The organism is Bacteroides sp. LFL-34 (assembly GCF_027257075.1).
Classification (GTDB): Bacteria; Bacteroidota; Bacteroidia; order Bacteroidales; family Bacteroidaceae; genus Bacteroides; species Bacteroides ovatus.
The window spans coordinates 71,106-93,166 of the sequence record NZ_JAPQKZ010000007.1; the positions used below are offsets into that span (position 1 = coordinate 71,106).

Sequence of the window (22,061 nt, forward strand, 5' to 3'; positions counted from 1 at the left end):
TCATTTGCCGTTATAGTTTACGTTTACTAAAGGTCTTCACCTTTCAACCAGATAGTCCAGCCGTTAATCACAATCTTCGTGGAAAGGAAATTCAATAATTCCGGGTTATAGAAAAAGACAATCGCATACTCGCTCTGACGGTCGAGGTACTCCTGCGCCGGAATATTGTGCCCTTCCATTTTTGTAAGCAGCAGGTAAGGTATTAGGTCAACCTTCATCAGTTCCTTACTGTCCGACATGCGTGTAAGCGTCAGATATACTTTTTTATGTTCGAGCAGGCGCATGGTATTCATTTCCGCCACAATGCCCACATCTTCCACTTTTTCCAAATGATAGGGCTGATAACTAATCACGTCGTCATCCAGCAAGTCATTATTCCAGTCATAATATCCGTTGTCCGCATGGATTTCGAACAGGCAATCACTCATATCCAGTTCTTCTCCCGGACCGGACTTTTGCAAGATAAAGCGGAATTTATTGGTATCCTTTATCAGAGAGACCATTTCCGTCTGTTCCTGTCTGCCGGTAAAGTCGACAGTCTTCACCTCGCCATACCAAAGCGGGTTCAGAGCTTTATTGTGCACCAATGACTCTTTCCGTTTCATTCTTACCATCAAGTCTTCCAATGTTGATTTCCCGGCAACCAGTTCCGGCATTTCAAAGTCATCGCTCACTCCCGCCCAAGCGGCTATCCGGTATTCACCGACCGGAAGCGGCAACGGCATACGGTAGCTACCGCTGCCCAAAGTTTCTCCCTGCTCGCTCTTCTTCATGATAAACGTACCTTCCTTGTCAAATACAAACACGTCGACACGATTCACTTGAGCCGCAAAAGCGTCGGAAAACTCCATGTTATAGTCATACCGGAAACGAACATACAACTGACATTCCGGTAGTGTCTCATCAATGGATGTGCAGGAAAAGAGTACAAGCAATAACAACAGGCAACTTCCATAATTCATCCGTCGGACAGCACCTTTTGTATTCATTATCTTTCTCATAATCTATGGGTCTATTTATTTTTCTAGTTTCATATATAGTGTGGAAAAGCGACTTTTGCCTTTCTCGGAATAATCTGCTTTAGTTGACAAGTCGCGAAACTTGCCTGTATGGTAAGACCTGTTTTTATCAGTTTTTTATATCAAGGTCTTGATTCACGGAAATAAGCCTCCGCCGGCTGAACAAAAACGAAAAGAGGAAAAAAAGAAGGCGTCACAAGACAAGCTGCGCCGTATCATAACGCCTTCTTATTATTTTAATTGTTATTTTAGCCCAATATAGTTATCACTACAAATCCACTCCCTGACTCCAGGTAGTCCATGGATTTATCGTAATACTTACAGAGAGATATGCTTCAGCGTCATCATCATTCTCACCTGGTTTTTCAGGGTCAGTAGGATCTGTGGTATCAGGAATCCAAGGAGTACCCGGTTGTTTCACGCTGTTGATAGTCAATGTGTACCAGTTGTTACGTACAACACCGTATTTGCCAAGTGCCATTGTGGCGGTGATTGCATCGTCATGACGGATGAGGATGTTATAATAGCATACACCTTTCTGGAAGTATTCTACACCTACGGTTTCACCGGCTGTTGCATCAGGCTTGGAGTATTCACCACCGTTCGCAATAGCGTCCAGTTCGGCGAGAGTAATAGCGGCAAAATCAGCACCGACAGTTTTGCCTTGTGCAGTAGCGGCAGCAGACATACGTGCATAGAACTGGTCACAAAGAGTGATTATCTGTGTTTGCAATGCATCCGGTGAAGTAACTGCTTTTGCAGCATTATATACTGCCTGCAAATCAGCCAGTGTCTTATAAGTGACACCCAAAAGGCGGAACCAGCTATCGCCTGCTGTAAATGAATTAGGAGTGTAAACCGCACTTGCTACGGCAGCTGTAGTCTGTGCCTGGGTTTGTGCGTCGGCAGCCATTGTGTTCTCAAGACAGTATTTGCTATCCGTCATAGCTGAAAAATCAGCAGGCAAAGTTCCGTCGTCAGCAACTTTCAGATAGTTGAACTGTGACACATTGAATCCTGCCAGTTCGTAGTTCGGGTCAATTCTATAATCCGCACCTGCAGAACCTCCGGCGGGCATTACGATTTCAGCATACGGGAACATGCTCTTGTTGGTAACATTCAATGCCCAGTTGCCGAATGTACAAGTCACTCCTGCAGGAACCTTGACGCCGTCCGGATTTGTTCCTAAAGAAACCTTGGCTACGACACGGTCTACATGAATAAGTGAACGGTCAGCTTCGGCAGCGGCAATCGCGGCAGTAGCGTCAGCAATAGACGTTCCATCAACCACCTTCACATTAGCTGTCACCAGTGCTCCGTTAGCCGGATTTGCATTGTCGCCGGCATTAATCATCATAAAGTTGTCCTTTGTTGCTCCAATCACTTCGTCAAGTGTCTGCTCTACCGCACCGTTAATGACAGACCAGGAAGCGGAAGCCACACAGGCAGCTTTGAACTTGTCGCTCGGATTGACTACTGCCAGTACTTTGGCGGTAGTAGAAGGAACTTTGAATGCATTTCCGGTCCCTGCTGCAGGATTACCGCCTACATTCAAAATATACTCGGTCGAAGCCAATGTCTTTGTCTCCAAACAAACGTCTGATGCATCAAACAATGCAAGGAGTACTTCGTTTACATTCTGTTCGTCCGCTGTTCCGTGATTTTCTCCAGGAGCGCGTGTTTCCGTACTTTTAGGCATATCTACAACTACGGACATATAAGCCTCCCTGCCGTCTATCGGCAACAGGTCTTGTCCGCCGGTTGCCATCTCTTCATCATTACTACATGCTGCCATCGCCAGTCCGACAAACAGCGTTAAAAAAGATTTGTCCAATTTCATTGTTTTAAAATTTAATGAATACTAAAATGTTAATTACTAAGTATAAGTTTCAGATTATATTATTCAGCTTTTATACCTTCCAAACGTTTCAGGTACACCCGCATCGCGTCGTAATCTCCCATTTCCCAAGCCACGATAGCGGCGTTATTGTTAGCTATCCTGTCACTCGGAAAACGGTCGGCAATCATCCGGATAATCCTGTTGTATTCGTCCGAACCTTTGCCGTAGCTGACTGCGACCTGATACATTTCGTTATGGTTCATCTTATCGGGACGTGTTCTGATGATTTCCCGTCCCTGCTCTACAGAGAACGGAACCACTGTATAGCTGACTGTATATTCCACTAAGCGCAGCTTCGGATATACCTCTTGCAATAAGGCATTATATATTTTTCCGCCATCGATAGCTTTTATCTTCGCATCGCGCGCATCCGGTTCGGGAGTCTGCCCGATAATATCGAGTACTTTCTGCATATAGGAAGGACGGTATTCGCACAACCATGCAGCTAGTCCCTCCCAGTTTTCCGGCACCAAACGGCATTCTATCATACTGTCGTCCAGCTTATAGGCATGTTTCAGGTTTTGTACCAACGCTTTCGCACGTTGTTCGGAAAGGCGGGCATTGCCGTCATAATTGCCTTCCGGCGATGAGTAGCCCACTATCTTAATCCGGGCAATACGATAGTTATCATCTTCACGGATAGAATCAATGGACGAATGGATTTTAGCCAGTTCGGTAGGATTATTCATATAATCGGCAAGCAATGCCGACTGGTTCACTTTAAAATTAAGATATGCACTGCGGGTGAAAGAACGACGTTTCTCCTCTGCCTGTGCCACCATTATTTCCAGATTCGGGCGTTCCACTACCTCTTTGAATAAAGGAAGCTCCGCAACGGGAGCATTACCCAGTGCTTCTCCGCAACCTGCGCATCCCTGTAATTCACGGAATATCTCGACACGTGCTCCGGACATCCACTCCTGTGCCGGAACTGTTTCGTTATATTCTAACAACATATCCCGTTTCCTGTTAAAACGAATCATTTCCTGTCCCTCTCCCGCAGCCGGTTCTTTGCCATACAGACTTTCTTTCCGCTTGTTCATGCGATAACGGTTTCTGCCTGCAATGCAAACTGAAGGCAGGGCGAGTGTATCGCTTTCCGACCGGCTGATTATCAAAGGAGTGATTATCATCTGTCGGCGTGAAGGGAGCCGCAGCGTGCTGCAATCCATATTAAATGAGACTTCCACTTTGTCATCGCTTATTTTCCGGGCAACGGCTTGTCCGATATTTATCTCTTGGGCATGGGCGGAAACTGCGCCTAGCAGTCCCAAGGTCACGTATATACAGATTCTTTTCATCATTAGCCTATTTTATAATGTATATGATACTCACTGCAGCTTTTGTTGGGCCGAAGTAGTTTTTCTTCTCACTTTTCTGAATGGTTCCACATGTGGCACAAGGATATTTGGAATGATCCAACCGCGCATAGCCGACTCCAAGCACAGCCTCCATACTCCAGCGGTTGCCGAGCAGCCACTGGTAGCCGTAGGATATTCCGCCGCCCCACAAATGTCCCTGATAGCGGTGGCGCTCCATGTTATCACTCAAAAATGACATTCCGCCCACATTGTATTTGGCGTAATGTCCGTGCAGAGCCAGAAAATGGCCGTTGAATTTCTCACAAAGCCAGTAGCGAAGTTCCGGCTGCACGCCCCAGTGGCGCAGGCGCGTTTCATCATCAAACTTCCAGGGGTTATAATTTCCGGATAAGTCGAGAGACCATTTCTTGCCCAGGCCTATTTCCAGCCCCAGGTTCATTGTAGTAGTAGCGTCATAAAGCAAATTGGTCTTTACCGCAACCTTTTGGGCATAAGAGTTGGCCGTATTGCAAAGGAGTACTCCCAAGACACCGATTAAACATAGATATTTCTTCATGTCATCTTATTATTTATTGTTGCTTTTCTTGCATCTCTATTCTGTAATAGAGATAAAACAAAAGAATACAAACAATAAAAACCTAATTACCAATGATTTATATCACATAAAGCACCCATATAACGTTTCAGTATCATGATAAAATGAATCATAGCAAACAAAACAGAAAATAATATTCTGATATATAATTCATTAAAAATACAGATACTGAAACAATTGTGAAACAAACAGATAGGTAACAGACCAAACAATCAAAACAGTTATTGCCATGGAAACAAAACTTATGAAAAGCGAATTGCTGTACATCGAAGAACACCTGTCATGCCAAAACTACATGACAACGATTGAAACCGGATTCAAGTATTTGGAGTTCGATAAGAACACAGAATTTGAGGAAGACACTACAAGTAAGAATTATCTTCTATTCTTCCTGAAAGGTGATTTCACCATAACTTGCAACCAGTTCCACAACAGATCGTTTCATGCCGGAGAGATGATACTCATCCCCCGTTCTTCCCGGCTGAAGGGAATTGGAGAAAACGGTTCAAGCCTGCTCTCCATGTTTTTCGATATGCCCGAAGGAAACTGTGACAAGCTCATATTGCAATCTTTATCAGAGCTATGCAACAACATTGAATATGACTTCTCACCGATTAGAATACACTACCCACTGACACCATTCCTCGAAGTGTTAACCCACTGTATCAAGAACGGGATGAGTTGTGCACACCTGCACACCCTGATGCAACGGGAATTCTTCTTTCTCCTGCGCGGATTTTATGAGAAGCGGGAGATTGCAACCCTGCTTCACCCTATCATCGGAAAAGAAATAGACTTCAAGGATTTTGTCATGCGTAACCATACCAAAGTGGATAATATAGAACAGCTCATCTCACTATCGAACCTGGGAAGAAGCCGCTTCTTTTCCAAATTCAACGAGGTGTTCGGAATGACTGCCAAACAATGGATGCTGAAACAAAAGAACCAAAGGATACTCGAAAAAATGACCGAACCGGGAGTATGTATAAAAGACGCCGTTGAAGAATTGGGATTTGATTCGCAAAGTAACTTCAACCGTCACTGCAAACTATATTTCGGATGCACCGCCAAACAGTTAATGGAACGCTGCCAAACCGAAAACAGCCCTATTTATGAGGATAACCACGCAACGTGTACAAAATGAATAAAAAAATGTACTTTATGACAATTTATATTATAAAAAAATAAGCTTACTTTGCAGCGTGAAATAGTTCAAAACAACAAAGAGATTTTAATATAATCTCTATTACAGAATAGATTACAATATCGCAAAGATAAATAAAAATATTATATCTTCTAATTTTCAACGGATTATATTACAAATTTTCATTTCACTTGGATAAATTTGTAACCATGCTGTTCACCTGATTAAGCATGGATACATCGAAATCTTTCAAATAGACGCGTGTCATTTCTTCCGAAGTGTGCCCTAGTCCGGCACTAATCACAGAAATTGGTGCTCCATAGTCACGGGCAAGGGTAGCCCAGGTATGGCGGGCGGTGTACGTCGTCAACGCAACTTTTATATCAGCTGCAACAGCGATTTTCTTCAAATGGCGGTTGATACGCCCTAACGCCAGGCGGTATTGTTTGTATCCCGAAGCGTATTCACCGCTGATTATCGGAAAGAGATACTCATTTTCCGTCTTGTATTTATCCATCAAGCCCTGCATCTGCGGAGTCACCGCTATGCGAATCAACTGTTTCGACTTATGACGGGAATAAGTCAGCACACCATTGCAAATATCGCTCTTCCTCAAAAGGACAATATCGACAAAAGCCATTCCCTGCGCATAAAAGCTGAACAGATACAAATCGCGGGCAAACTCCAGTTCAGGTTCATTCTCCAAATTCAAGTCCGCCAGATTCTGCATATCCGTCCGTGACAAAGCACGTTTCACCGTTTTCGCCGGGCGGGTCTGTGCCTTCGCAAACGGATATTCGCCACGAGGATGATAACCGTCCGCTACCGCCTGGTTGTACAGGGAACGCAAGTTGCGCAGATAATAGCTTACCGTATTTCCGGAAGAGCCGTTACTATACAGGAAATCCTCGTATCTCCTGACGAACGCCGAATCGACCTCCGACATCCGGACATCGGGGCGGCTTATAAATTTTGCCAACGACGAGCGGGTGCTCTTGTAGGCCGCAGCCATCCCCACTTTCTTCAGTTCCTGCTTACGCTCAATCTGCGCATTGATATATCGCAATAAATAAAACTGTGGTTTTCCTGTACCAAAAGCACTTTGAGCCAGAATATCCTCCACTGTAAATTCTTCCCTTGTCCGCTCAAGCTGCCTGATCCGTGTATCAATCCGATTCCGCATCTTCCGCAGCTCGCGGTTCATTTTCACGACCTCTGTAGCCGTAAAAGTAGAACCTACGCCATTCATAATCTTCCCTTCCAGCTCGTCAAACACCTCCTCTTTCACCCGGTAGCCTGTATACAGTAACTTTTTTCTCCGATTGTGGATCACCTGAAATACTAAAGGATAACTGCCATTATTCAATATCCTGCTCTTATTCAGCATAAGTTTCACTGATGTTATCATATCTTGCTTTTTTTGTTTGAAACGTAAAAGTACGAAGTTCACCTTACTTATCAGAACTATTTTTCCGCCTGTTACGCAAGAAACAAGAAATGGAATAAAAAGTTTTTCCACTTTAAGAATAGTTATCTGATAAATATAGTTAAAATACACGTTCTAGTAATCAGTATATTTTTATTACATATTTCCAATATGCATACGCATAAATTAGAGATGTATACTATTTATGATATTTCATTACATAATATAAATATTTCCGCTATTATTCCTTTTGAAAAATTAGAATATTAGGCATAGCTTTGCACTATGGATTTTAGGGAGCCGTCCGTTCCTTTAAAAGGAAGAGGTCCTTCCTCGGTGTGCAACGGGTCGTTCCTTTTAAAGGAACGACCCGTTGGTTTTAAAGGAAAAACCGGCATTTGTAACCATTTGAATTTCAACTTCTTACTGAATTAAAATTCCGTCCCCGTAACCCATGGGATTTTTTCCAACAAACACGACAGAATCTGCCGCACGAAGCGGCAATCAGTATACAACAAATTTCAACAATCCAAAATTCAAATCCCATGGTTACAGCCACGTTTGCCATCAAGCCATATCTGGCGAGGTATATGCATGTCCGGTACGGACAAAGTTTAGAACTTCTATCGCACAACAATCCACCTTCAAGGCTCCCCATTCCAATCCACCTCTCCCACCTCACTCCCATTTATCACTTCCTGCATCAATTATCTGTTCCTCATCCGCAAGGCGTCTCCTGGAAAGAGACTGGAAATATCACTTTTGTTCTTCCCAGCCCAAGGCAAGGGAAGAATCCGGAAGTTTATAATTATTTCGGTCAGGACAGTATCTTTATTATTGAAAAGGAAATTGAGGTGGAAATGAAAGCGGAGCTTTATTCGTTTCTGTTGGAAAATAAGTTCAAAAATGGGGTGATGTATATAAAGTCGATGCATGAGTTTGTGGTAAAGTATGATATGGCGGAGTCGGTGGAAGAGGAAAGTTTGATGAGAGGGTTTCAGAGGTGGAGAAAGAAAATGAAGAGATGACGCTACGAAAAAATCACACCTTATTTAATAGTGATCACTTAATAACGACAGGTTACACAACGTTAAAAAAAAATATCAGAAACAACCGACTCTTATTATCTAAGAATTTACTACTTTTATACCTGCATAAGAACAATGGTAGTATTATGGAAAAAGAACGATATTTCATTCATTTTAAAGGTGGACTGTATAAAATGCTGGGTATTGCCCAGCATAGTGAGACACTTGAGGAGATGGTTGTTTATCAGGCATTATATGGTAAACATGAAATATGGGTCCGCCCTAAAACTATGTTTTTTGACAAGGTAGTCCGAAATGGTATTAAAATGGATCGTTTTAAAGAAATAACAGAAAAAGAAATATATGCCTATTACCCAGAACTAAAAGATTTGAAGGATTTAACATGGGAGGACTAGTAAGTTAAAATAGAATGAATATAAGAACTGATACCAATATAACATACGAGAAGAACAGAGATATTATTCAATTGATGCATATCTTATCCAATCCCAGTACCTCAATTGAGATGTATCGTAATAGATATATACCCAATCTTGTTAAAGAACGAATGGCGCTATAACAGAGATACTCCGTGAATGTCCCTCTTTTTCTTATAAATCAAGAAGAAAGTTTTACAAACACGTCGATCGCTTAAATATCCCCAATATACTTCCCATACTATTCATCCGATTTTCAGATGAACTTCATTATTTACGGTATTACGTTCTGTTTGATAAACAATATTATAAATTACTCTTAAAATATCTACCACAATGTACTTTTTTAGTTTTTCATCCAATGATTACACATGTATTTGAAGTTGCTGTTTGATTGATTCAGCTAAGGCATTAGCCAAATTAACCGGGACTGCATTTCCAATCATCTTATATCCAGCTGCAACACTATTATAATAGAAAATAAAATCATCCGGAAATGTTTGAATCCGAGCGCATTCCCTAACACTTAACCTTCTATAAAGATGTTCCTTCCCTTCTACAAATTTTCTCACATTTTGCTCTACAAATTCCATCAAAGGTGCTTGCGGATGTATAGGAGCTTGCCTGCCCCCAGCCTGAATTGTAAATGATTGTTCATCCCATTTTCGCACCCTATTCCTAGACATGAATATTGGAGAAAATCCTCCTGTCATATATTCATGGTTAGTCACTTTACAATCAGGGTTTGCTTTATTATTCCCAATGGAAGGGACGACATTATCTGCAAGATCTCCAATCGCGTCTTTTAATGTTTTCTTATAAGGATAAGGTTTTGGAAATTCGAACTTAAAATTAAGATCTTTCCTTATACCTATAAAAAATACCCTTTTACGATCTTGCGGGACATTATAATCATGTGCATTAAGCATATTAAATGATAATTCATAGCCAATTCCAGCATTTGCAAACATATTTTTATATTTGATAAAGCTTCCGAATGTCTTCCTAAAAGCATCCCACTAACATTTTCTGCTAAAAAAAACAAAGGCTGTTTATCCTGTAGAATACGTATAAAATCAAAAAACAACTGTCCGCGTTTATCATTGATTCCTCTTAAAGCCCCTGCTTCGCTCCAACTTTGGCAAGGTGGTCCACCAATTATTCCATCACATTCCGGGATGTCAGTTGTTGGAATATCAGTTATACTCCTTTTATCTAATATTGTATTGCTATGATTCTTTTCATACGTTTTCCAAATATCTTTATCATATTCATTTGCCCACACAATATCAAATCCAGCTCTCTCAAAACCCAGGTCTAATCCTCCTGCTCCCGCAAACAGTGAAACTATTTTCATCTTTACCTATTTATTGTTATTCAAGTTGATGGCAAAGATACAATTTAAATTGTATTCTAATCCCCAAAAACATTAATTTGTAGACAATAGTCCGTTGCACAATTGTCGAAGAATAAAGAACTTTGTAAAGTTATGACAATAAATGAATTATTTGGTATTAGAGTGAGAGAACAACGCATAGCATTAAATCTCTCACAAGAGAAATTGGCTAATATAGCCGACATAGACAGAACATACCTTCCTGACATTGAAAATGGAAAGCGTAATGTTTCACTAGCTGTTGCCGAAAAAATAGCAAAAGCTTTAAATGTACCATTAACCAAACTTCTAGAAACACATGAGTAATTTTGGAAAAACAGAACGCAAGATAAAAGACTTATTTTTATCCGAAAAAAAGTTCACTTACGAACAAGCCAACTATTCGGTATTAAAATGTGATAAGCCCACGTCCTCTAAAGGAGAATGCAAAACTGATGTATATGTATTAGCCCAAGATGACCTTGGTAATCAAAAAGAATTTAAAATATCAGTTAAACAAAACAATGCTGATTTTCTAGAAAATAAAATTAGCTTGGATAGAGCAATTGAAATTTTAGGAAGCGACGCACAATCAATTATTGAAAGAAGCATTGCAAAAATAAAGAAAACCTTCGAAGATGATTACCTAGTATATTTCAAGCCATACAAGAAAACGAAAGCTTTAAGCTTGACAATGGGCTGGAAATTTGAGTTTATAAATAAGTTAGGAGGAAAGAAATGTGGAATTATAGATTTAACCGACCAACAAAAAATAGATATATATGCTGGTACAAATTTAAATTTAGATAAAAAAAATTCTAGCGTAAATGGTGAAACTGTCATAAATTCTGGGGTTGCTAATTACATTATAACTATAGATGCGCCCAATAAAGATTTAAATTATTATCTATCTAAGATGCAGCCTATTGAACATTTTGCAAAACAACAAGATGTATATTTTGTTTGTAAAGCCTTAAACTACAGAGCCAACAAAGACAAATGGGATGGGGACAGATCATTGTCTGTGTATGTTAACTGGTTTCTAGATCAAGAAGGAAAACTCCAAGGAAAGCTCGTTTTCGAAAAGCCATTGTCAGTAAAAGGACATAGCATAGGCAAAAATATAAAAAACTTGTTAGCTACTTTGCAAATAAATAAGAACAATTTCCATGAACTAAATAAATATCTACACAAAGACGTTAGAAGAATTCAATAATTCATCGAAGTATTATACCTTTTATAAATGGATATTTGGAGCAAAAAGAAACGTTCTGCCGTTATGGCAAAAATAAGGAGTAAAGACACAAAGCCAGAGTGGATTGTACGACGTTACTTGTTTTCAAGAGGATACCGTTATCTCAAGAATGTAAAAGGATTGCCTGGTACACCCGATATAGTATTGCGTAAGTATGGTATTGTAATATTTATCCATGGATGTTTTTGGCATGGGCACAAAGTAGACGGACATATTCCACATTCCAACAGTGATTATTGGCGTAATAAAATAAAGCGTAACCAACAAAGGGATGAAAAGCATAAAGAGGTTTTAAAGAAAATGGGCTGGAAAGTAATGACTATTTGGGAATGCCAATTAAAACCTGCTGTAAGAGAACAGACATTACATGAAATGGAATACTGGATAAACCATAGCTTTTTAGAACATTATCGGCAAAAGCTTCCTAAAACTTATGAGATTACAGAAAATTCTCCCTGCATTGCAGCCGATAATATAACGGAATATGAAAAAAAGAGAAATAAGAATGCTGTTTTTACAGGAGTTTCAGTAACTTCGCATCTAAATAAACACCCCATAATTATGAGTAGTAAAAGTAATGACCAAGGAAGGGCTTATGAATTCGTATGTTTGCTCACCCTTGAAGAAAAAATCAAAAAGCTTCGTCCTGTCAATATAATAAAAAATAGTAGTTACTCCGCAGCAGAACGTGCATGGTGCACTTTATCCAATGAGATGCAAGAGACTTACAAGGCAAGCTCTTATGTTGCCGTTGCTAAGATTTTTGAATTAGAGCCCCGTATCGTCGAGAACAATAATGACATTTTGGAATTACTGATACAGACAGACGCTAAAGGGAAAAAAGGTGATGTACGAGATATATTAATAATCCGGCACAACATCCAGTGGGAGATTGGGTTAAGCCTCAAGCATAACCATTTTGCAGTAAAACATAGCCGCCTAAGCAGAAGATTGGACTTTGGAAAAGAATGGTATGGAATTCCTTGTTCACAGGATTATTGGAATGGAGTTAAACCAATATTCGACTATCTCATTGCAGAAAAAAACAAACATACAAAATTTAATGAACTGACAGATAAAGAAAATGACGTATACATACCCTTGCTAACAGCTTTTATAAATGAAATCAACCGACAATATCAGGTTCATAAGGACATCCCCGGCAAATTGGTAGAATACCTTTTAGGCAAGCATGATTTCTATAAAATAATTAGCATCGATAAAGAACAAACCACTCGGATTCAATCGTATAATTTGCACGGTACGCTCAATCAAAACAGCGAATCAGAACAAGCATCCATTCAAATTCCAGTAGCATGTTTGCCTACACGCATTGTGAGTTTAGGTTTTGTTCCGGAGAAAACTAACACTGTTGAGCTTTATATGGATGGTGGTTGGCAGTTCTCTTTTCGCATACATAATGCAGAAACCTATGTTGTGCCAACTTTAAAGTTTGATATTCAAATAGTAGGCATGCCTACTGCTATAATCACAATAAATTGCCTTTGGAAATAAATATGATGAACTTGATTAGCCTTTTTTCTGGTGCAGGAGGTCTTGATTTAGGCTTTCATAAAGCCGGTTTTAAAGTAGTTACAGCGAATGAATTTGATGCTAAAATTTGCCCGACCTTCCGAGCCAATTTTTCAGATACTAATCTAATTGAAGGAGATATCCGTGATATACCATCATCCGAATTTCCGGATAATATTGCTGGTATAATAGGCGGACCTCCATGCCAGTCATGGAGTGAAGCAGGCTCTTTAAAGGGCATTGAGGATGCCCGGGGACAGTTATTCTACGAATACATTCGTATTTTACACGACAAACAGCCTTTGTTTTTTGTTGCTGAAAATGTATCCGGCATGTTGGCCAAGCGCCATACAGATGCCGTGCGTGGCTTCATGGAATTATTTGACAAAGCAGGCTATGATGTAAATTTGAAAATGCTTAATGCTAATGATTACGATGTGCCCGAGGACCGTGACCGTGTATTCTATATCGGATTCCGTAAAGATTTGAATATTCATAACTTTGAATATCCTACTCCCCAAAAACACAAACCAACACTACGTGAAAGTATCTGGGACTTGCAATTTACAGCTATACCGGCTCTCGAAAAGAACAAGACAAATGGAAAGGCTTGCAAAATACCTAACAACGAGTATTTCATTGGTGCATATTCGCCTATATTCTTATCCCGAAATCGAGTTCGTTCATGGGATGAACCAGGTTTCACGGTTCAAGCAAGCGGTCGCCAATGCCAACTGCACCCTCAAGCACCTAAAATGATTAAGGTTGAAAAGAATCTGCAGAAGTTTGCTGAAGGATACGAACACCTTTACCGCAGGATGACAGTCCGTGAAGTTGCCCGTGTACAAAGTTTCCCTGATGAATTCCAGTTCATATATGATGATGTGAATTATGGTTATAAAATGATAGGTAATGCTGTACCAGTAAACTTGGCTTATCATGTGGCAATGCAAATAAAGAAAACTTTGGTTGAAAAGGGAATCATTGTTGATTTGAAATGAAAGTAGCATCTTTCTTTGCAGGATGTGGCGGACTAGATCTTGGCTTCGAGCAGGCTGGTTATGAGGTTATCTGGGCGAATGAATTTGATGAAGGTATACACGAAACCTATCAGTTCAATCACCCAAATACATACCTATGCAAATCCGATATCCGTACATTAAAGGCTGCTGATATTCCCGATTGCGATGGATTTATAGGAGGACCTCCATGCCAATCATGGAGCGAAGGTGGTAAACAGTTAGGACTAAATGATGACCGGGGACGTTTGTTTCTTGACTATATCCAATTAATAAAACAAAAACGTCCCAAGTTTTTCATCATAGAGAACGTACAAGGAATGATAAGCGACAAGCATTTTAAAACCTTCCTGTCATTCCTTTCCAGCCTTGAATGTGCTGGTTACGTGGTAAGCTATTCGTTGCTGAATGCTGCTGATTACTGCATACCGCAAGATCGCTTCCGTGTATTTATTGTTGGCTTCATAAAAGAACTGAATGGCGCATTCAAATTTCCGGAACCATCACAAAAGCCTCTGGTAACACTGCAAAAAGCAATTGGTGACATTACTGAAGAACCACATCTATATGACAATGAACGCGTAAACCAAGAATATGAGAAATGGACTAACCATGACGTTTTTACCGGTCCGTTCGATACAAAATTTATGGCCCGTAATCGCGTACGTTCTTGGGATGAAGTATCATTTACCATACAAGCACAGGCTAAAAATTGCCCTTTACATCCGCAGGCACCAGTTATGAAGTACGTTTCCCCCAATCAACGCATCTTTCTTCCCGGTTATGAACACCTCTACCGTCGATTAAGCGTGAGGGAATGCGCCAGAATCCAATCATTCCCCGATAAATTCCGTTTTTCCTATACACATATAAAAGAAGGTTATAAGATGGTGGGAAATGCTGTACCCCCTCGGCTGGCCAGATGCTTAGCTTTAAGCATCAAAGATGCTCTAGGCTCTATGAACGGAAAAAAGGAAGCAGACGTTCTTGTTGCTTATTATAAAGACGAACACCAATTACGCATGACATTGAGGAACAAACTTTATTATGTACGCACAGGGTTTCGCAGAGGAGCATTGCAAATGCCAATAGGAGCTACTTCCCCTAAATATCTGTTGCTACACAATTGCAGTAACAGATATTTGTATGCAATGGTAGAAGATCACCCGAAAGTCATGTCTGGGTCAGAACTATCCTACCTTGGTTTTGCCCCTTCCGGCAATGAATACCTGACGTTCAAACTAAAAACTGCGGAATGTATCAATCTTGAATGCTTGAATTTAGCAGATGTAAAATTCCGAGGCAATAAAAGAGATATAGCAATCCCTTATATCGCCAACATTCAAGAACTTTTTTAAAACAAAGCATACATTACAACTACCTCAAAACAGGAATTATTTAACAATAGCTCTTTCACTCTTTTTTTCAATTTTAAGTATCCCATCATCGGGAAACTGATTTTGAGCAAGTTTCAGTATTTCCCAAAAGAAATGAGAATCTTTCAAAGCTGAAATCATTTTTCCATTAGATACTCTAGGCATCTCCCCTTCTTCGCATTTTCTATATTGGTTATCGCCAAAAACTAAAAAATTAAACATTCAAAGTGCAAACATACCATCCAAGCAAGTAAAGGCTATACGTAAGCAATACAATCTTACACAAATCGAGTTATCTAAAAAATCAGGAGTGGGATTACGTTTTGTTCGTGAATTGGAACAAGGCAAACAGACTCTTCGAGTAGATAAAGTAAACCAAATACTAAATCAGTTTGGAAGTGAAGTAGGCGTAGTGCAAATAAATATCACTTAAATTTCCTACATTTTTTCCTAATGAAGAATATGTCACCACTTTGAAGTCTACCTTTGTCATCGAACAGTGACAATATTTATATTATGAAATTAAGAAATGCAGAAAAACGGCTGCTAATTGCCGTTAGCCAAATTATTGAAAACGAAGGATTCAGTAAAATCGGAGTCAATAAGATCGCCAAGCAGGCAAAATGCGATAAAGTGTTAATCTACCGTTATTTTGGTGGACTGGAAGGTTTATTAGCTGCTTGGGCTAAAGATAATGATTTCTATACTTTAGCTTATCAGGCTTATTCGGAAAGAGTGACAAAAGCGGAAAGTTCTGAAGATATTATTAAATTGACCCAAACCGTCTTATTGAAACAACTGAACTTCTTACGGACAAACAAGCTAATGCAGGAATTGTTAGCATGGGAGTTATCGGGAAATTCTACATTCAGAAGTATTCAGGATGAACGGGAAAGAAATGGTTTCAAACTTCAGGAGGAACTGGAAAAGAAATTGGGAAAAGAATCGAAAGATGTACGTATGTTCATCACTATATTAATTGCTTCTATAAATTACATTGTCTTAGCCACAAGACAATATCGTATATTCAACGGTATCGATTTTAGTAATCCAGAAGCTTGGGAGTTATGCAAGCAAACTATTTATAAATACATTCGTGCACTTTTTGAAAATATCCTGAAATGAAACGATTTTATCATTTAACGACTATGCCACACAATATTATTGAATGTAATACAATATTATCCTGCTTAGTGATATGCTGTTCTATATTGTATAGCATTTCTTGTAATGCACAGGCCCGGCAGAGACATTTTGAATCTGTTTGTGGAAAAGAAAAGAACATAATAATATGGAATGAGAAAACAGAAAACAACATTATTTTTCTGACTACTTCCCAAAATTCAGAAGTTCATCATTATCGCCTCTCGCCTTTATGCACAACTCTATCCTGGCAGTTGACTGATTCAATAAAACATACGAATCTGACTATTGTCTTATATAATAATAACTACTATTTTAAAGGTACACTCAACAACCAGCCCTATAATAAAACGGTTAAAAGCAAAGGCTATCCGTGGTATCAAAATATAGCTTATTCTGCCGGACAAACAATCAATAAGAATAGTATAAAATACGAGTGTTTTCGTCCTGACAATCTGGAATTATATGTCATGCAGGCAGAACGAAAAGCTACCACTGTATTATTCAACAATCAAAAAACCTATGAAATAAAGGTGAGGCTTACAGGCATCTTATCTCACTTTTGGAGTTGCCTCTACTATTTCAATGCGGCAAATCACCAATTCATAGGTTACAAAGGAGTAAACGGCGGTCCCGGTACTCCTGAAACAATTATCAAAGCTAAATAAATAATACTCAATGATATATTCACGATTTAAATTTAAAAAAAATAGAACAATGAAAGCAATTATTATCTATGTTTCTACTTACCAAAGTAATACGCTCAAAGTTGCCCAAAGAATGGCAAACGAACTATCTGCTTTTTTAGCCACTACCCGGGAAGCAGAAAATATCGACTTATCAGATTATGACTTAATCGGACTCGGTTCAGGAATAAACTTTGCCCAACATCACTGTAAACTTCTCTCATTTGCGAAGTCACATGAATTCAGAAATCGCAACGTCTTCATCTTCTCCACCCGCTGCCGTCCATTCCTTGGAAAGTATCATCAAGCACTCAAAAGGATATTGTCAGATAAAGGTGGAAATCTTATCGGTGAATTTTCCTGTAAAGGTTTTGATAGGACTGGTCCATGGGTAGCAATAAACGGATACAACAAGGCACGCCCTAACGAGAAAGATTTATTTAAAGCGAAATTATTTGCCGATAGTATGAAAAGACGCATACATCCATTAGCCAAATTCTCCAAAATGAAGAAATTTATGATTGATAAGATAGACTATTCCCCTATCTACAAGCATCCCTCTAACGCTAATAAGATTGCCGGCAAAACGACATTATTAAATATTACGACTTGTATTCATTGTATGAAATGCATCAATCTATGTCCAATGCATGTGTTTGAGATAAAGGAATATGATAATTCAAGGATTATTCTTCCCACGGGAGAAAGCAACTGTATCCAATGTCAGACATGTAGCAGGAATTGTCCTACGAATAGTATTTTTATTAATGAGTCGTTCATCAACGGGATACGGATTGCTATTCGGGAAGCAGGCAGTGATAAACTACAGCAGGCATATAGATATTATTAGGATTTACCCCCAGTTCGGAGATCAGTTTTGAAGCTATCTGTCTAAGAATATAGCTTTTTTCAATTATAATCGAAAAAGCCAGAGTAAAAACACGTTTTCTCGATTATAATCGAAAATTTCATTTTATAGGATTATGTATTAAATCTCCCCATTCACCCCTAATCCGAACAAGGCAAAATCGCCCAAACATGGATCATCCGGGAAGACCTCAGCCAATGCTACCGTTATCTGGCGGGCATTTTTCAAAGAAAAGGTTTCTGCATCCGTCAACTTGAAATAATGGGCTACCCGGCAGACATGTGTATCCAAGGGAACAATCAAATCCCTGCGATCAAAACTCTCCCAAATGCCCAAATCGACCGCCGAGTCCCGGCGAATCATCCAACGCAAAAACATATTCAGTTTCTTTTGAGGACTTTTGGCAGAGACTTCAAGAAATGCACATAGCTTTTCCATCGGTATTCCGGGGTATGTCTTCAAGGCTTCTTCCAAACTTTCAAACTGTGTATAAGCAATGTATAATCGCTGGAAATATCCATAGAAATCAGCATGTGACAGCATCCGATAAAAACTACCGGTTGCCCCCGGTGGGAAATCCCCCTCCCACTGACGGGACAATACATACTGATAAGGTGAATCTCCCATTAGCCCGTGCAGCTCTTCCGCCTTCTTCAATATCTGTTTGCGATTGCCAAAACTCATAATTGCCGTCAGCAAACCGCTGACTTCGATATCCTGTTTCAGCGTATAACGATGGGGAAACTGCACCGGATCGCTTTGTATAAAGTCTGCGCGATGATACATCTCCGCACACATTAAAAGTTTATTCTTTATATCTTCAGTCATTTCGAGGAAGTATCAAGTATTGAAAGTACAAAAATACATATTCTAGTCGGATTTCCTCTTTAAGTAAATGATAGATTGTATCCCTAATAAAATAACAAACAAATATTCTGCCGTCATATACACAGTCAGAGAAGCATGAAAACATTCACTTAACAGATACAGATAAATCAAATATACAAGAATGGTGATTAACTGGAAGATAAAGGCGAGCTTCGTCTTTCCTGTACCGGTAACAGCATTGATATAAACATATCCGGGCAGTGCAAAAGCATAATTCAACAGCATAACTATAAAAGGATAGAAAGCTAGTCTCACCAGATTATCGTTATTCGTATAAAATCCGATAACCCATTGGTTACCCCAAAGAGCCATAACTATCAATGGAACCCCCACGGCATAACCCAACCTAAGAACTTTATGGCAAACGGGAAAAAGTTCCTTCCCCTACCCCGCCCCAATTAGATTGCTGACTAATGAACCAGTAGTGGATGCAAAAGAGTTGACAATCACAAAAAAGACGGTAGAAACACTACGAGTAATATTGGAAATAGCAAGCTCTGTCCTTCCCAGATGCTCGATAGCAACGAAGAACAGAAACCAGGGAGCAACGCTGATAAAAGAGTGAAGCATACTCCATACAGATATCCTCAACAACTTTATTAACACTTTCCCATCATAAACGACCTTCAGCCCATATTTCACTTTATCTACCCTCACCCACATATATAATAGGAGTACGATAAAAGCTCCGAACTCTGCCAAAGAAGAAGCCATCGCCGCCCCGGATATACCCAGATTCAGTTTGAATATCAGCAGATAGTTAAAAGGCATATTAATACAGATAGCCATGATAGCTGCCACGGACAATGCTTTGGTCGTTGTTATCCCTACCAGAAAAGACCGGAAAGCTAAAAAAGGAAATGAGAATAACAAACCGAAGCTACGCCAATCCAGATAATGAATCACTGCCTGATAAATTTCATCCGAAGTTATCAACCGGCACAGGATCAAGGGAGAAGCCAAATGGAGCAATAGGCAAAGAATGACTGCCATCCCCGACAGGAAATATACTCCCTGAAAAAATGTACGTCCCGTCTCTTTATAATGTTGTTCCCCATTTCTCCGGGCAATCATCACCTGCATCCCGATGCTGAATCCGAAGCCCAGCATATAAACAGCTAAATAATAGATTCCGGCAAGCGCAGAAGCTCCCAGTTCGACTTCTCCCACATGCCCCAGGAAAATAGCGTCGGTAATATTGATTAATTGTTCCATCAGAATGCTCATCATCACAGGAAAGTTGATGAGCCATATTTGCTTATATGTATAATTCATTGCTCAACTTAAAAATAACACGATACGGTATACCACATCATAGCAGCACACAGTTCCGTAAATTTATAAAAATGGATATAAAACTCTTTGGCAGGCGAGTAGTTGCCTGTCGGATAGCTGAATAGCCCTGTTAGAAATGATGCTATTCGTTGAGCGTAGCTATATGCAGAGTTTCATAAATGGATGAATATTGCTGGTTTATCAATCAATTACGCAACAAAGATAAGAAATCTTATTTTCATATCCCAATGTGGTATGGTATTAGCAGATTACTTATAGTAAAGAGATGTATTAAAAACATTGATTGCAACATTAACAGATTGATTTATACAGATATACCATATTCTAAAGCTAAGGAATGATTCTTAAATATCTTTCTCTTTTGAAAAAAGGCATATCATTTTGAAAAGAGTAGTAACCAATAAATAACCAGATAACAATGAAAGTTTGTAAATTCGAGAAAATTAAAGATGAGGATGAAATGAAGCAAGTAATCAATTGTATTCAGAAAGAACATCCTTATGTAGCTGTAGTCCCTATATTGGCACAATTACAGGAGTGGTTACAGGCTATTTCCATCAGTTGGTTTCACGAAGAAGATGAAGTTTCTCATGCCACAGTCAATGCCATCGAAGCATATTGCTGTACCCTTGCCAATCATCTCGTTACAGATTCGCACTTAAATCAGGAAATTAAAAACCGGATTCTGGAGTGTATAAAGAAAATACATATACTTGTAGAAGACAAAGCAGATTTACTGATTGATAAAATGATAAAAGCGGAAGTATACGGATTATCCAGCGATTTATTCACTTATTGCTTACGTCAACAGGGTCTTCGTGCCCAAACATTAGATACCGGCAAACTTATACAGATCAACCTGGAAAGAAAGCCGGATATCCCATATATTCAAGAATCTATCCAACAATACATTGACGAGAACCGGAATGTGGATATTTTTATCGCCCCACTTTCCATTTGCAGGAATGTGTATGGTGAAATAGACTTCATGAGCGAACAACGCAATGATTACTATGCAACAGTGCTTGCCACCCTATTCAAAGCGGACGAAATACTGTTATCCACCCCTATCAATCATATCTACGCAAATCGGAATTGTCTGCGAGAACAACATTCACTAACCTACATAGAAGCCGAACAACTGATTAACAGCGGAGTACACCTGCTCTACGCAGATTGTATCACCCTTGCGGCACGCTCTAATATAGTTATCCGCCTAACCGATACACACGATCTGTCAACAGAACGACTCTATATATCTTCCCATGACACAGGCAACAGCGTCAAGGCCATCCTCTCACAGGATTCGGCTACTTTTGTGCGTTTTACCTCATTGAATGTATTGCCCGGATATTTGTTTATGGGTAAGATATTGGAAGTTATCAACAAATATCAAATCAATGTCATCTCAATGGCCTCATCCAATGTATCCATCTCGATGATGCTGACAGCCAGCCGGGACACCCTGCGAATCATTCAAAGGGAACTACACAAATATGCCGAAATGGTTATGGACGAAAATATGTCTGTAATACATATCATCGGCTCCCTTCATTGGGAACGCACACAAGTAGAAAGCCATATTATGGATACTATCAAAGATATCCCCGTATCTCTCATTTCTTATGGAGGAAGCGATCATTGTTTCACACTATCTGTACATACCACAGATAAAAACAGACTGATTAGTTCGCTATCCAGACAATTTTTTGAGAGTCAGTGCGCAGCCTGATTCAAAGCCGGATAAAAAG

At 39.6% G+C, this 22,061-nt stretch carries 20 protein-coding genes and 3 pseudogenes; 14 read left to right on the forward strand and 9 right to left on the reverse strand.

Annotated features, from left to right (window positions below; genetic code table 11):
• Nucleotides 1-26: 26 nt before the first annotated feature.
• From N5O98_RS05840 to N5O98_RS05855, 4 genes are all read right to left on the reverse strand, one after another.
• Nucleotides 27-1,001 carry a FimB/Mfa2 family fimbrial subunit gene (locus N5O98_RS05840; protein ID WP_004310600.1) on the reverse strand — a complete coding sequence of 325 codons (975 nt, stop codon included), beginning with the start codon at nt 999-1,001 and terminating at the stop codon, nt 27-29.
• A gap of 286 nt (nt 1,002-1,287) precedes the next feature.
• The gene (locus tag N5O98_RS05845) at nt 1,288-2,859 is read right to left on the reverse strand and encodes an Mfa1 family fimbria major subunit (protein WP_022200224.1); all 1,572 of its coding nucleotides are present in this window, start codon (nt 2,857-2,859) and stop codon (nt 1,288-1,290) included.
• Nucleotides 2,860-2,918: 59 nt separating this feature from the next.
• A complete protein-coding gene (locus tag N5O98_RS05850; RefSeq protein ID WP_004310598.1) occupies nt 2,919-4,223 on the reverse strand; it encodes a DUF3868 domain-containing protein in 1,305 nt (434 codons plus the stop codon).
• Between the two features lie 4 nt (nt 4,224-4,227).
• On the reverse strand, nt 4,228-4,797 hold the full coding sequence (locus N5O98_RS05855; RefSeq protein ID WP_004310597.1) for a DUF3575 domain-containing protein: 570 nt from the start codon (nt 4,795-4,797) through the stop codon (nt 4,228-4,230).
• A gap of 268 nt (nt 4,798-5,065) precedes the next feature.
• On the opposite strand from N5O98_RS05855, the gene N5O98_RS05860 reads away from it, so the two are divergent.
• The gene (locus N5O98_RS05860) at nt 5,066-5,980 is read left to right on the forward strand and encodes a helix-turn-helix domain-containing protein (RefSeq protein WP_004310595.1); all 915 of its coding nucleotides are present in this window, start codon (nt 5,066-5,068) and stop codon (nt 5,978-5,980) included.
• A gap of 187 nt (nt 5,981-6,167) precedes the next feature.
• On the opposite strand, the gene N5O98_RS05865 is transcribed toward N5O98_RS05860, so the two are convergent.
• Nucleotides 6,168-7,388, reverse strand: a complete 1,221-nt coding sequence (locus N5O98_RS05865; protein WP_032852803.1) for a site-specific integrase — start codon at nt 7,386-7,388, stop codon at nt 6,168-6,170.
• A 563-nt stretch (nt 7,389-7,951) separates the two neighbouring features.
• On the opposite strand from N5O98_RS05865, the gene N5O98_RS05870 reads away from it, so the two are divergent.
• Nucleotides 7,952-8,434, forward strand: a complete 483-nt coding sequence (locus N5O98_RS05870; RefSeq protein WP_004310593.1) for a hypothetical protein — start codon at nt 7,952-7,954, stop codon at nt 8,432-8,434.
• A 146-nt stretch (nt 8,435-8,580) separates the two neighbouring features.
• Nucleotides 8,581-8,850: a DUF1653 domain-containing protein gene (locus N5O98_RS05875; protein ID WP_004310592.1), complete on the forward strand. Its 270-nt coding sequence runs from the start codon at nt 8,581-8,583 to the stop codon at nt 8,848-8,850.
• Nucleotides 8,851-9,236: 386 nt separating this feature from the next.
• Here the strand turns inward: N5O98_RS05875 and N5O98_RS27575 are convergent.
• Nucleotides 9,237-10,228, reverse strand: a pseudogene (locus tag N5O98_RS27575) (DNA cytosine methyltransferase).
• A 132-nt stretch (nt 10,229-10,360) separates the two neighbouring features.
• Between N5O98_RS27575 and N5O98_RS05890 the strand changes: the two are divergent.
• From N5O98_RS05890 to N5O98_RS05915, 6 genes and pseudogenes are all read left to right on the forward strand, one after another.
• On the forward strand, nt 10,361-10,573 hold the full coding sequence (locus tag N5O98_RS05890; protein ID WP_004310589.1) for a helix-turn-helix domain-containing protein: 213 nt from the start codon (nt 10,361-10,363) through the stop codon (nt 10,571-10,573).
• Entirely contained in the window at nt 10,566-11,462 is an 897-nt protein-coding gene (locus N5O98_RS05895; RefSeq protein ID WP_004310588.1) for a hypothetical protein, read from the forward strand. The genes N5O98_RS05890 and N5O98_RS05895 overlap by 8 nt, the downstream gene beginning before the upstream one ends.
• Nucleotides 11,463-11,489: 27 nt before the next feature.
• Nucleotides 11,490-11,996: pseudogene (locus N5O98_RS05900) on the forward strand (very short patch repair endonuclease); the annotation flags it as partial.
• Nucleotides 11,976-13,016 (forward strand): HaeIII family restriction endonuclease, encoded by a 1,041-nt coding sequence (locus N5O98_RS05905; protein ID WP_342997807.1) that lies wholly within the window; start codon nt 11,976-11,978, stop codon nt 13,014-13,016. The pseudogene N5O98_RS05900 and the gene N5O98_RS05905, both read left to right, overlap by 21 nt.
• Nucleotides 13,017-13,021: 5 nt before the next feature.
• Nucleotides 13,022-14,035 carry a DNA cytosine methyltransferase gene (locus N5O98_RS05910; protein ID WP_004310586.1) on the forward strand — a complete coding sequence of 338 codons (1,014 nt, stop codon included), beginning with the start codon at nt 13,022-13,024 and terminating at the stop codon, nt 14,033-14,035.
• Nucleotides 14,032-15,411: a DNA cytosine methyltransferase gene (locus tag N5O98_RS05915; RefSeq protein WP_022200231.1), complete on the forward strand. Its 1,380-nt coding sequence runs from the start codon at nt 14,032-14,034 to the stop codon at nt 15,409-15,411. The genes N5O98_RS05910 and N5O98_RS05915 overlap by 4 nt, the downstream gene beginning before the upstream one ends.
• A 36-nt stretch (nt 15,412-15,447) precedes the next feature.
• Here the strand turns inward: N5O98_RS05915 and N5O98_RS05920 are convergent, their stop codons facing one another.
• Entirely contained in the window at nt 15,448-15,651 is a 204-nt protein-coding gene (locus tag N5O98_RS05920) for a hypothetical protein (protein ID WP_061448182.1), read from the reverse strand.
• Nucleotides 15,652-15,664: 13 nt separating this feature from the next.
• Between N5O98_RS05920 and N5O98_RS05925 the strand changes: the two genes are divergently transcribed.
• The 4 genes from N5O98_RS05925 to N5O98_RS05940 all read left to right on the forward strand — a co-directional run bounded on the left by N5O98_RS05925 (nt 15,665) and on the right by N5O98_RS05940 (nt 18,108).
• The gene (locus tag N5O98_RS05925) at nt 15,665-15,862 is read left to right on the forward strand and encodes a helix-turn-helix domain-containing protein (RefSeq protein ID WP_373147953.1); all 198 of its coding nucleotides are present in this window, start codon (nt 15,665-15,667) and stop codon (nt 15,860-15,862) included.
• Nucleotides 15,863-15,945: 83 nt separating this feature from the next.
• Nucleotides 15,946-16,554 (forward strand): TetR/AcrR family transcriptional regulator, encoded by a 609-nt coding sequence (locus N5O98_RS05930; RefSeq protein WP_004310582.1) that lies wholly within the window; start codon nt 15,946-15,948, stop codon nt 16,552-16,554.
• Complete coding sequence (locus tag N5O98_RS05935; protein WP_080558409.1) at nt 16,551-17,240, forward strand: hypothetical protein; 690 nt, start codon at nt 16,551-16,553, stop codon at nt 17,238-17,240. The genes N5O98_RS05930 and N5O98_RS05935 overlap by 4 nt, the downstream gene beginning before the upstream one ends.
• A 49-nt stretch (nt 17,241-17,289) precedes the next feature.
• A complete protein-coding gene (locus N5O98_RS05940; protein ID WP_004310580.1) occupies nt 17,290-18,108 on the forward strand; it encodes a 4Fe-4S dicluster domain-containing protein in 819 nt (272 codons plus the stop codon).
• Nucleotides 18,109-18,246: 138 nt separating this feature from the next.
• Here the strand turns inward: N5O98_RS05940 and N5O98_RS05945 are convergent, their stop codons facing one another.
• Nucleotides 18,247-18,954, reverse strand: coding sequence for a TIGR02757 family protein (locus N5O98_RS05945; RefSeq protein ID WP_032856055.1), 708 nt, complete (start codon nt 18,952-18,954; stop codon nt 18,247-18,249).
• Between the two features lie 42 nt (nt 18,955-18,996).
• A pseudogene (locus N5O98_RS05950) lies at nt 18,997-20,289 on the reverse strand (MATE family efflux transporter).
• 439 nt (nt 20,290-20,728) lie between these two features.
• Between N5O98_RS05950 and N5O98_RS05955 the strand changes: the two are divergent.
• Nucleotides 20,729-22,042 (forward strand): amino acid kinase family protein, encoded by a 1,314-nt coding sequence (locus N5O98_RS05955; protein WP_004311974.1) that lies wholly within the window; start codon nt 20,729-20,731, stop codon nt 22,040-22,042.
• Nucleotides 22,043-22,061: the final 19 nt, after the last annotated feature.

Coding starts and splice junctions, on each gene's coding strand:
- N5O98_RS05945 (WP_032856055.1), bottom strand. CDS start 18,954: ATGACTGAAGATATAAAGAATAAACTTTTAATGTGTGCGGAGATGTAT.
- N5O98_RS05935 (WP_080558409.1), top strand. CDS start 16,551: ATGAAACGATTTTATCATTTAACGACTATGCCACACAATATTATTGAA.
- N5O98_RS05870 (WP_004310593.1), top strand. CDS start 7,952: ATGGTTACAGCCACGTTTGCCATCAAGCCATATCTGGCGAGGTATATG.
- N5O98_RS05855 (WP_004310597.1), bottom strand. CDS start 4,797: ATGAAGAAATATCTATGTTTAATCGGTGTCTTGGGAGTACTCCTTTGC.
- N5O98_RS05865 (WP_032852803.1), bottom strand. CDS start 7,388: ATGATAACATCAGTGAAACTTATGCTGAATAAGAGCAGGATATTGAAT.
- N5O98_RS05860 (WP_004310595.1), top strand. CDS start 5,066: ATGGAAACAAAACTTATGAAAAGCGAATTGCTGTACATCGAAGAACAC.
- N5O98_RS05920 (WP_061448182.1), bottom strand. CDS start 15,651: ATGTTTAATTTTTTAGTTTTTGGCGATAACCAATATAGAAAATGCGAA.
- N5O98_RS05845 (WP_022200224.1), bottom strand. CDS start 2,859: ATGAAATTGGACAAATCTTTTTTAACGCTGTTTGTCGGACTGGCGATG.
- N5O98_RS05955 (WP_004311974.1), top strand. CDS start 20,729: ATGAAAGTTTGTAAATTCGAGAAAATTAAAGATGAGGATGAAATGAAG.
- N5O98_RS05840 (WP_004310600.1), bottom strand. CDS start 1,001: ATGAGAAAGATAATGAATACAAAAGGTGCTGTCCGACGGATGAATTAT.
- N5O98_RS05895 (WP_004310588.1), top strand. CDS start 10,566: ATGAGTAATTTTGGAAAAACAGAACGCAAGATAAAAGACTTATTTTTA.
- N5O98_RS05930 (WP_004310582.1), top strand. CDS start 15,946: ATGAAATTAAGAAATGCAGAAAAACGGCTGCTAATTGCCGTTAGCCAA.
- N5O98_RS05915 (WP_022200231.1), top strand. CDS start 14,032: ATGAAAGTAGCATCTTTCTTTGCAGGATGTGGCGGACTAGATCTTGGC.
- N5O98_RS05940 (WP_004310580.1), top strand. CDS start 17,290: ATGAAAGCAATTATTATCTATGTTTCTACTTACCAAAGTAATACGCTC.
- N5O98_RS05910 (WP_004310586.1), top strand. CDS start 13,022: ATGAACTTGATTAGCCTTTTTTCTGGTGCAGGAGGTCTTGATTTAGGC.
- N5O98_RS05875 (WP_004310592.1), top strand. CDS start 8,581: ATGGAAAAAGAACGATATTTCATTCATTTTAAAGGTGGACTGTATAAA.
- N5O98_RS05890 (WP_004310589.1), top strand. CDS start 10,361: ATGACAATAAATGAATTATTTGGTATTAGAGTGAGAGAACAACGCATA.
- N5O98_RS05850 (WP_004310598.1), bottom strand. CDS start 4,223: ATGATGAAAAGAATCTGTATATACGTGACCTTGGGACTGCTAGGCGCA.